At 65.1% G+C, this 10,580-nt stretch carries 8 protein-coding genes; 6 read left to right on the top strand and 2 right to left on the bottom strand.

Annotated elements, in window-relative coordinates; all coding sequences use genetic code 11:
- Nucleotides 1–173: 173 nt before the first annotated feature.
- Nucleotides 174–869 (bottom strand): DsbA family protein, encoded by a 696-nt coding sequence (locus ACFOKJ_RS07020; RefSeq protein WP_390277857.1) that lies wholly within the window; start codon nucleotides 867–869, stop codon nucleotides 174–176.
- Entirely contained in the window at nucleotides 863–1,726 is an 864-nt protein-coding gene (locus ACFOKJ_RS07015) for an MBL fold metallo-hydrolase (protein ID WP_390277855.1), read from the bottom strand. The genes ACFOKJ_RS07020 and ACFOKJ_RS07015 overlap by 7 nt, the downstream gene beginning before the upstream one ends.
- Before the next feature lie 119 nt (nucleotides 1,727–1,845).
- On the opposite strand from ACFOKJ_RS07015, the gene ACFOKJ_RS07010 reads away from it, so the two are divergent.
- The 6 genes from ACFOKJ_RS07010 to katG all read left to right on the top strand — a co-directional run bounded on the left by ACFOKJ_RS07010 (nucleotide 1,846) and on the right by katG (nucleotide 10,537).
- A complete protein-coding gene (locus ACFOKJ_RS07010) occupies nucleotides 1,846–2,736 on the top strand; it encodes a LysR family transcriptional regulator (protein WP_390277853.1) in 891 nt (296 codons plus the stop codon).
- Between the two features lie 212 nt (nucleotides 2,737–2,948).
- Nucleotides 2,949–3,152 (top strand): cold-shock protein, encoded by a 204-nt coding sequence (locus ACFOKJ_RS07005; protein ID WP_390277851.1) that lies wholly within the window; start codon nucleotides 2,949–2,951, stop codon nucleotides 3,150–3,152.
- A 343-nt stretch (nucleotides 3,153–3,495) separates the two neighbouring features.
- Nucleotides 3,496–4,713 (top strand): DUF3419 family protein, encoded by a 1,218-nt coding sequence (locus ACFOKJ_RS07000; protein ID WP_390277849.1) that lies wholly within the window; start codon nucleotides 3,496–3,498, stop codon nucleotides 4,711–4,713.
- Nucleotides 4,714–4,857: 144 nt separating this feature from the next.
- Nucleotides 4,858–6,441, top strand: coding sequence for an ABC transporter substrate-binding protein (locus ACFOKJ_RS06995; RefSeq protein WP_390277847.1), 1,584 nt, complete (start codon nucleotides 4,858–4,860; stop codon nucleotides 6,439–6,441).
- A 208-nt stretch (nucleotides 6,442–6,649) separates the two neighbouring features.
- Nucleotides 6,650–8,068, top strand: a complete 1,419-nt coding sequence (locus ACFOKJ_RS06990) for an EAL and HDOD domain-containing protein (RefSeq protein WP_390277845.1) — start codon at nucleotides 6,650–6,652, stop codon at nucleotides 8,066–8,068.
- 267 nt (nucleotides 8,069–8,335) lie between these two features.
- Nucleotides 8,336–10,537: a catalase/peroxidase HPI gene (gene katG / locus ACFOKJ_RS06985; RefSeq protein ID WP_390277843.1), complete on the top strand. Its 2,202-nt coding sequence runs from the start codon at nucleotides 8,336–8,338 to the stop codon at nucleotides 10,535–10,537.
- The last annotated feature ends 43 nt before the right edge of the window (nucleotides 10,538–10,580 follow it).

The raw sequence follows: 10,580 nt of genomic DNA, 5'->3' as shown, positions 1-10,580 counted from the left end.
AGTCTGTCCGCTGACACGGCAGATAGCCCGGATCGTCCCTCCACCTCGGCGCCCTTATCCGCTACTTCATAAGTGCGCAGACAGAACATACAAGCCCGGATAAGCCGTAGGCGCATCCGGGGATAAGCGCATAACCATTTCCCGGATGCGCTGCGCTTATCCGGGTTACGAGCTTACTGGCAGCCATCCGGCGTGCAGAACGCCGCCTCGGCACCGCCATGGCTGGCAGCACCAGCCAGCAAGCCTTGCAGGTAGTCGGCAAACGCCTGCGGCTTGCCCAGATAGGGTGACAATTCCAGCCGTTGCAGGCGGCCATCCAGCTCCAGCAGCAGCGAGGGAAAGCCGCGCAGGCCGTGCGCGGCCATGTCGCGGTGGCTGCGGCCAACGTGGGCGGCGAATTCGCCCTGCTGGCGCTGGTATTCGGCGGTGAAGGCAGCACCATCCAGCCCCAATTCGCCTGCCAGCTGCTGCAGCACCGCTGGCTCAGCAATGCGTTGCCCGTCCACATAGTGCGCCCGCTGCAGGCGATGCAGCATGGCCAGCCCGTCCACGCCCAGCGCCTGGGCGGCCAGTATCGCCAGCGTCGGCGGCGTGCTGTCGAACAACGCATCAGTATCCAGCAGCAGGCCGTTGAAGTAGGCATCGCCAAACGGCTGGCCGGTAAGCTGCTGGATGCGCTGATCGTGCATCATTACGTACTGGCGCAGCTGTGGGCTTACCGGCTGGCGGCCCTGCCCACTCATCATCGCCCCGGCGTGCAGCTCCAGTTGCAGGCCCGGTACCTGGCTGGCGGCGGCCAGCAGCGGCGCCGCGCCGTAACACCAGCCGCACAGCGGGTCGTAGTAGTAGTGGAGTTTGGCCGTTACCATTTCATTTCCCCTTTATTCACCTTGGCGCCGATATCCAGCGCCAGCCCCATGCCGGCCTGCGGGTAGGCTCGCTGCATGGCGGCAATCAGTTCGGCGGCATTGCCGGCCTTGCCCGCCTCGCTGTCAAAGCGCTGCAGGTAGTTGCGGGTATAGCTGATGGCCGAGGCATCCAGCGCGCTGCCGGCTGCCATGTGGCCAGGCACCACGATGGCGGGCTTGAGCGCGGCCATCTCGTCCAGCTGCGCGAGCCAAGCCTGGCGTTCGGCCGGCTGCTGGGTGTCGGCGGTCCACACGTGCAGGCCGCTGAACAGCGCCACGTTGCCGGCAATGGCGCGCAGCGACGGAATCCACACATACGGGCGATGCGCCAGCACGCCGCTGCTGCCGCGCAGCTCGATCTTTTCACCATCCACGCTCAGGCTGTTGCCAGCCAGGCCGGTGGGCACGATGGGCTGCTGCGGCGCATTGGCACCCATCTTCGGCCCCCAGAATGCCAGCTTGCCGGCCAGCTTGGCGCGGATTTTCTCTGCTACCGCCGGGGTGGCCACCACTTCTGCCTGCGGGAACAGCTGCTTGAGCACCTCGGCGCCAAAGTAGTAATCCGGGTCGGCATTGCTGATCAGGATGGTCTTCAGCGTCTTGCCGCTGTCCAGCACGTTGGCCGCAACGCGGTAGCCATCGGCACGGGTGAAGCCGCTGTCTATCACCATGGCTTCGTGCTCGCCGCTTACCACCACGGCATTGGCGTGAAAGCTGCCCTCGCCGGCATTGTAGACCTTGAGCTGCAAGGGCTGGGCGGCATGGGCGGCGGTAGTGGCAACAGCGATGGAGGCGGCGATGATGGTATGGCGAAGCATGTGGCGTCCTTTCATGGCGGCGGCTGCCGCGTGGTTGATGGACGTCACTATAATTTCCTGATTCGCCCAGATAAACCGGATAAACTGCACATATTTGTTGCACAAATCGAGCAGATAACATGGACCGCGTCACCGCCATGCGGGTATTCGCCGATGTGGCCGCCAGCGGCAGCTTCACTGCCAGCGCCGAGCGCCTGGAGATGTCGCGCGCCATGGTGACGCGCTATGTGGCCGAAATGGAGCAATGGCTGGGCGCGCGGCTGCTGCAGCGCACCACCCGCCGCGTCACGCTGACCGATGCCGGCGAGCAGGCGCTGCGCCGCTGCCTGCAGATGCTGGCGCTGGTGGCGGAGGTGGAAGACGAGGTGGCTCCGGCCGATGGCAAGCTGCGTGGCCAGTTGCGGCTCACCAGCAGCATGTCGTTTGGCCATGCCCACCTGGCGGCTGGCCTGGCTGCCTTCCTGGCCGGGCACCCGCAATTGAAGATCGACCTGAACGTGGGCGATGCCGCGCTGAACCTGGTGGAGGCGCGCATCGACCTGGCAATACGCATCAGCAGCGAGCCGGACCCGGCGCTGATTGCGCGCCCGCTGGCGGTATGCGATTCGGTACTGGTGGCCAGCCCCGGCTACCTGGCCAGCGCCGGCACGCCGCAGACACCCGCCGAACTGGCCGGCCACCGCTGCCTTGGCCACAGCAACGTTGGCCGCAGCAGCTGGCGCCTGCAGCGTGGTGACATGCAGGAAACGGTGCATGTCACCACCCGCTTCACCGCCAACGACGCCACCGTGCTGCTGCACGCGGCGCTGGCGGGCGGCGGCATCAGCCTGCAGCCCACCTATCTCGCCAGCGCGCTGCTGCAGGATGGCCGGCTGCAACAGGTGCTGCCGGCGTGGCAGCCACCGGCGATGACCATCTACGCGCTGTACCCGTCACGCCGCCACCTGTCGCCGGCAGTACGCACCTTGCTGGATTTCCTGGTGGTATGGTTCGCGCAGCCACGCTGGTAGCAGGCGCGGCGGCACGATAATTCCAAAATAAAATCAATATTTTATTGACGCATCAATCAATGCCACGTATAACGCGTCCTGCAGGACGTTCAAGCGCCATATCTATCGATACCTCGTTGCCCACCCAGCTGGTCTTCTTTGTTTCCTTATCTATTCCTTGATTACCGTGCTGCATCTGGCAGTTTTGCCCTCACCGACACAAGGAGTACACCATGGAAACCGGTACCGTTAAATTTTTCAATGATGCAAAAGGTTTTGGCTTTATCACCCCGGACAACGGCGGCGACGACCTGTTTGCGCATTTCTCCGAAATCAAGGCAGATGGCTTCAAGTCGCTGCACGAAGGCCAGAAGGTGAGCTTCACCCGCGGCATGGGTCAAAAAGGCCCGGCAGCTTCGTCCATTCAGCCGCTGTAAGCTGAATCCGGATTTGCCCGAAAAAACCGACGCCAACGCGTCGGTTTTTTTACGTGCTGACAACGCCCTTTCGCCTCGCGGAAGGGCGTTTTGTCATCCATGGCAAGCCTGCTGGCAGCGACCATGCCGCCACGATCCGGCCGGCATCCGCACGCGGCACAGCGCCCCGCAGGATTGCGGCACAGTAACAGCGGCATGGTTGGCCCCTCCACCGCTGGCGCCGCTAGCCATGGATACCGCGCAAATTGCAGCCGCCCCCTGGCCAGCCGCAGTGCCCTGCGCTGTCATATGCCTGCCATGCAAGCCGGGCAGCATGGCAGGCATATGCATAGCGGAGACAGCCATGAGCACGCATACCCTGATACATCAGGCCGTTCGCCACAGCGCCAGCAGCAGCCGCAGGGCCGTGGCAGACCGGCTGTTCACCCGCTGCTTCAGCCGGCTGGTATATGCCCAGATCTGGGAAGACCCGCAGGTGGATATCGAGGCGCTGGCACTCAAGCCTGGCGCGCGGCTGGTTACCATCGCCTCCGGCGGCTGCAATGCGCTGGCCTACCTCAGCCAGCAGCCGGCGGTGGTGCACGCGGTGGACCTGAACCACAGCCACCTGGCCATGCTGGCGCTGAAGAAAACCGCCTTCGCCACCCTGCCGGACTACCAGACATTGCTGGATTTTCTGGGCAGCGCCGACCGCAAGCACAATCCACAGCGCTTTCGCCGCTACGTGGCACCGCAACTGCCAGTAGCCGCACGCCAGTACTGGGAAGGCAAGGACTGGCTCGGGCGTGAGCGCTACCAGCTGTTTGCCAGCCACGCCTACCGCCACGGCCTGCTGGGGCGCTGCATCGGCGCAGGCCACTTGCTGGCGCGGCTGCTGGGCGGCAACGCGGGCAGGCTGGCGGATGCCGGCAACCTGGATGAACAGCGCGCGCTGTTCGAGCAGCACCTGGCGCCGGTGTTCCGCCACCCGCTGCTGCGCTTCCTGGCCCGGCGCGAGAGCCTGCTGTACAGCATGGGCATTCCGCCGGCGCAGTTTGCCGCGCTGCATGCGGACGCCGGCGGCGATCTTGCCACCCTGTTTGCCGAGCGCCTGCGGCGGCTGGCCTGCGATTTTCCGCTGGCGGCCAACCCTTTTGCCCAGCAGGCATTTGCCCGCCGCCATGACCTGACGCAGCAGCAGGCGCTGCCGATGTACCTGCAATCCCGCTACTACGAGAGCATCCGCCTCAACCTGCCACGGCTGCTCGGCCACCACGGCAACATGACCGACTTCCTCGACGGCTGCGCGCCGCAGTCGCTGGATGGCTACCTGCTGCAAGATGCACAGGACTGGATGGACGATCAGCAACTCAACGCGCTGTGGCGGCAGATCACCCGCACGGCCGCCCCCGGCGCGCGGGTGCTGTTCCGCACCGGCGGCAGCCGCTCGCCACTGGAAGGCCGGCTGGCACCACAGCTGATGGCGTGCTGGCACACCGATGCCGAGCACAATCGCAGCCTGCACGCGCGGGACCGCGCCGCCATCTACGGTGGCGTGCACCTGTACCACAAGCGCACCTGACAGCCACTTCGGCAAGTACGGCATATGCTTAGCGGATTTTCTGCTTGGCAGCCGGGCGGGCAATCGCGCTATGCTTGTGCCATAGTCTGACCTGTCATCCCCCACGGCGCCGCAAGCGCCGTGCTGCACTTGTGGAGAAACCCGATGCGAACCCGCCTCACCCTGCTTGCCGCCGCCCTGCTTGCCTGCGGCAGCGCCTATGCCAAACCGCTGACCGTGTGTACCGAAGCCAGCCCGGAAGGCTTCGACGTGGTGCGCTACAACTCGCTGACCACCACCAATGCCAGCGCCGACCTGATCTTCAATCGCCTGGTGGACTACGATGCCCGCGCCGGCAAGGTAGTACCCAGCCTGGCCAGCAGCTGGAAAGTGGCCGACGACGGCCTGTCGGTGACCTTCACCCTGCGCCCCAATGTCGGCTTTCATAAAACAGCATGGTTCAAGCCCAGTCGCCCGCTGAATGCCGACGACGTGGTGTTCAGCTTCCAGCGCATGCTCAATCCCGATCACCCGTGGTACAAGAGCGCCCCCACCGGCTACCCGCACGCCAAATCCTTCCAGCTGGACAAGCTGATCAAGGCTGTGGTGAAGGTGGATGCGCGCACCGTGCGCTTCGAGCTGAATCAGCCGGATGCCACCCTGGTGCCGCTGCTGAGCATGGGCTTTGCCAGCATCTACTCCGCCGAATACGCCGAGCAGCTGGCCAAAGGCGGTAACTTCGAGCAACTGAACAGCCAGCCGGTAGGCAGCGGCCCCTTCGTGCTGCAGAGCTTCGTCAAGGACAGCGTGGTGCGCTATGCGGCCAACCCTGCCTACTTCGGCGGCAAGCCGGCAGCCGAGCGCCTGAGCCTGGCCATCACCCCGGACAGCGCGGTGCGGCTGCAGAAAATCAAGGCCGGCGAATGCCAGATCGCACTTGGCCCCAAGCCGCAGGATGTGGCCGAGGTGGCTGGCGATGCGCGGGTGAAAGTGTTGAGCACGCCGATGTTCTCCACCGCCTTCCTGGCGCTGAACAGCCAGCACAAACCGTTTGACGACAAGCGCGTACGCCAGGCGGTGAACCTGGCATTCGACAAGACCAGCTATCTCAAGGTGGTGTTTGCCGGCAGCGCCACCGCAGCGGTAAACCCGTTCCCGCCCTCTACCTTCGGTTACAGCAAGGCCATCAAGGACTACCCGCAAGACCTGGCCCGCGCCCGCAAGCTGCTGGCCGATGCCGGCTACGGCAAGGGCTTCGACACCACCATCTGGGTACGCCCCACCGGCAGCACGCTGAACCCGAACCCGAAAGCCGGTGCCGAGCTACTGCAGGCGGATCTTGCCAAGGTCGGCATCAAGGCCGAGATCAAGGTGCTGGAATGGGGTGAACTGATCAAGCGCGCCAAGGCCGGCGAGCACGATCTGCTGTTCATGGGCTGGGCTGGCGACAACGGTGATGCCGACAACTTCCTCAGCCCGCAGTTCAGCTGCGCCGCAGTACAGTCCGGCACCAACTTTGCCCGCTACTGCGACCCGACGCTGGACAAGCTGATCACCGATGCCCGCCGCATCGCCAAGCCACAGCAGCGCGCGGCCAACTACGCGCGTGCGCAGCAGATCATCAAAGAGCAGGCACTGTGGCTGCCGCTGGCCCACCCGGTGGCATCGGCGCTCACCAGCGCCAATGTCAGCGGTTTCCAGGTCAGCCCGTTCGGCCGCATCGACCTGGCCCGCGTGCAGGTGAAGTAACGCCTTCCAGCCATCCCCCGCAGCGCCCTGCCGCCGCCCCTTGCCGGGTTGGCCGCAGGGCGCTGTGGCGTTGTGCCGGCTGCCGCCGCAGGGTGACAATTGGCAAGTTTTCTGCAAAATGACTTGGGCAATTGCTAAAGTCCTATTTTATGGCCGTACCGCTGCCTGCCGCAGCTGGCTGCATTCCTGCTTCACTGAAAGTCCCCTGATGCTGAAAAAACTGTTTGGCGGCCTGCTCGGCAAGGACAAGCCGACCGACAACACCCCTGCCCCACAGCCGCCAGCCACGCCACAGGCAACGCCTGGCCCGGCAAGTACAACGGCAGCGCAACACGCCGCGCCGCTGGACCAGGTGCAATCGCTGGGCTTTGTCGCCCACCAGCCGCTGCAGGACAAGGAGCAGCGCGTGGTGGCGTATGAATTCGTGGTCAAGGGCAGCCTGGGGCGCGCCAGCAGCCCGGCACACCAGCGCACCTTCGACCAGCTGCTGCTGAACACGCTGCGCAATATGAACGTGTTCCGCCTGCTGGCCTACCGCCGCGCCTTCATCCACCTGTCGCTGGTATCGCTGGACATGCTGGACAGCCAGCAGCTGCCGGTGGCCAGCTGTATCTTCGTGCTGGAAGCACAGCAGGGCGATGTGGTGAACGAGGCGCTGCTGACGCGGCTGGATACCCTGCGCCAGGCTGGCTGGCGCTTTGCCGCCGAGCCGGCACAGTTCGGCAGCGATGCCGCCGCCATGGCGCTGTACCAGCGCATGGATTACCTGCTGCTGGATTTTGCCGCCCCCAACACCCGCGCGCTGTTTCCGCTGCTGGAGCAGTTGCCGCAGAAGCTGCAGCGCGTGCGCTGGCTGGCCCGCAACATCAACTCGGCGGAAGAGCTGGACCTGTGCCAGCACATGCCGGGCAGCCAGCATTTCGCGCTGTTCCACGGTTCCTACCTGAGCGTGGCACAGCCGCGCAGCAGCAAGAAGGAAGCGCCCAACCAGGGCCGCATCCTGGAAGTGATGCGTCTGCTGCGCGCCGAGGCCCCCACCGCCGCCATCGAGCAGCAGTTCAAGCTGGATTCGCTGCTGCTGTTCAAGCTGATGCGCTACGTGAACTCGCCGATCAACGGCCTGAGCCGCAAGGTGCAGACCATCGAGGAAGGCATCATGCTGCTGGGGCGCGACAACCTGTTCAAATGGCTGTCGCTGATGCTGTTCACCTCGGAAGGCAGCAGCGGCGCCACGCTGACGCTGATGGAAAAATCGCTGATTCGCGGCCGTTTCATGGAAGAGCTGGGTCTGCTGCACGGCAACCGGCTGGAAGCCGAGCACCTGTTTCTCACCGGCATGTTCTCCATGCTGGGCTCGCTGCTGAATACCTCGCTGGCCGAGGCACTGGCACCGCTGGACTTGCCGATGATGATTGCCGACGCCCTGCTGCAGGGCAAAGGACTGTTCGCCCAGCCGCTGCAGCTGGCGCAGGCCTGCGAGCGTGACGACGAGGCCGCCATTGCCCAGCTGTGCGCCGCGCAGCGGGTAAGCCTGGAGCAGGTCACCGCCGTCTACATGGAAGCCGTGGTGTGGGCGCAGGAGGTATTGAAAGAGAGCGAAGTGCAGAACAACGTCGACGCGATCTGATTGCCGCCACTGGCCCAGCGGTCTGGGCACACCGCAAAAATGGCTATTGATGAAATATCATCAATAGCCATTTTCGATTCAACCGATAAAACTTACTCAATGGTAATAAGGTGCGCTTGTGTCTACGCTGTGGACTATCGGGCAGCTCGAAAAACTCCCGCTTGCGTCGCGATACTGCGTTGCTCACGAAAAATGTCTCGCTTAGAAAGCCGGGTTTTTCGAGCCGCCCCCCCACAACCCGCCCCAGACCAGCAATTGGAGACAAGCATGAGCACCGAACAAAAATGCCCTTTCGCCCACGGCGCCAAAACCCATGCCGGCGTGCGCAGCAATCGTGACTGGTGGCCAAACCAGCTGAACCTGAACATCCTGCACCAGCATGCCCCCGCTTCCAACCCGATGGATGAAGGCTTCGACTACGCCACCGCCTTCCAGCAGCTGGACTACGCCGCGCTGAAAGCCGACCTCAAGGCGCTGATGACCACCTCGCAGGACTGGTGGCCTGCCGACTGGGGCCACTACGGCGGCCTGTTCATCCGCATGGCCTGGCACAGCGCCGGCACCTACCGCACCGCGGACGGCCGTGGCGGCGGCGGCACCGGCAACCAGCGCTTCGCACCGCTGAACAGCTGGCCGGACAACGGCAACCTCGACAAGGCGCGCCGCCTGCTGTGGCCGATCAAGCAGAAATACGGCAATGCCATCTCCTGGGCCGACCTGATGATCCTGGCCGGCAACGTGGCGCTGGAATCCATGGGCTTCAAGACCTTCGGCTTCGGCGGCGGCCGTGCCGACATCTGGCAGCCGGAAGAAGACATCTACTGGGGCGCAGAAAAGCAATGGCTGGCCACCAGCGACCAGCCCGACAGCCGCTACAGCGGTAACCGCGAGCTGGCCAACCCCTTGGCCGCGGTGCAGATGGGCCTGATCTACGTGAACCCGGAAGGCCCGGACGGCAAGGCAGATCCGGTGGCCTCCGGCCGTGACGTGCGCGAAACCTTCGCCCGCATGGCGATGAACGATGAAGAAACCGTGGCGCTGGTAGCCGGCGGCCACACCTTCGGCAAGGCGCACGGCGCCGGCGACCCGGCGCTGGTGGGGCCGGAGCCGGAGGCCGCGCCGCTGGAGGCGCAGGGCCTGGGCTGGATCAACCAGTTCGGCAGCGGCAAAGCTGGCGATACCACCACCAGCGGCATTGAAGGCGCGTGGAAGCCCAACCCCACCACCTGGGACAACGGCTACTTCGACATGCTGTTCGGCTATGAATGGGAGCTCACCCACAGCCCGGCCGGCGCCCAGCAGTGGGTGGCCAAGAACGTGAAGTCGGAGCACATGATTGCGGACGCACACGACCCGTCCAGGAAACACCCGCCGATGATGACCACCGCCGACCTGTCTCTGCGCTTCGACCCGGCCTATGAAAAGATCGCCCGCCGCTTCCACCAGGACCAGGCTGCGTTTGCCGACGCCTTCGCCCGCGCCTGGTTCAAGCTCACCCACCGCGATATGGGGCCGAAAGCGCGCTACCTGGGCCCGGAAGTGCCGGGCGAGGAGCTGCTGTGGCAAGACCCGCTGCCGGCGGTGAACCACCCGCTGATCGATGCGGCCGACATCGCCGCGCTGAAAGCCCAGGTGCTGGCCAGCGGGCTGAGCGTGGCGGAACTGGTGGCCACCGCCTGGGCGTCTGCATCCACGTTCCGCGGTTCCGACAAGCGCGGCGGCGCCAATGGCGCCCGCATTCGCCTGGCACCGCAGAAAGACTGGGCAGCCAACCAGCCGGCGCAGCTGGCCCGCGTGCTGGCGGTGCTGGAAGGCATCCAGCAGGCGTTCAACCGCAGCGCCGCTGGCGGCAAGCATCTGTCGCTGGCCGACCTGATCGTGCTGGCCGGTGGCGCCGCGGTGGAAGCCGCCGCCCAGGCCGCCGGCCATGCCATCAGCGTGCCGTTCACCCCGGGCCGCAGCGATGCCAGCCAGGAGCAGACCGATGTGGAATCCTTCGCCGTGCTGGAGCCGCAGGCCGATGGCTTCCGCAACTACCAGCAGCGCGCCTTCAGCGTGCCGGCGGAAGAACTGCTGCTGGACAAGGCACAGCTGCTGACCCTGAGCGCGCCGGAAATGACGGTGCTGGTGGGTGGCCTGCGCGTGCTGGGCGCCAATACCGACGGCAACCCGCAAGGGGTGTTCACCCAGCGCGCCGGCCAGCTGAGCAACGACTTCTTCGTCAACCTGCTGGACATGGGCACGGTGTGGGCGCCGGTCTCCGCCGACAGCTACGAAGGCCGCGACCGCCGCAGCGGTGCGCTGAAATGGACCGCCAGCCGCGTGGACCTGGTGTTTGGCTCCAACTCGCAGCTGCGCGCTCTGGCCGAGGTATACGCCCAGCAGGATGGCCAGGCCAAGTTCGTGCGTGACTTCGTGGCGGCGTGGGACAAGGTGATGCACCTGGACCGCTTCGATCTGCACCGCTAAGCACGGACTGACGCGGTAACAGCAGCAACGGCGGCGGCGGGAC

This window comes from Vogesella amnigena (assembly GCF_042648905.1).
Lineage (GTDB): Bacteria > Pseudomonadota > Gammaproteobacteria > Burkholderiales > Chromobacteriaceae > Vogesella > Vogesella amnigena.
This window is presented reverse-complemented; position numbering and strand designations above follow the sequence as displayed.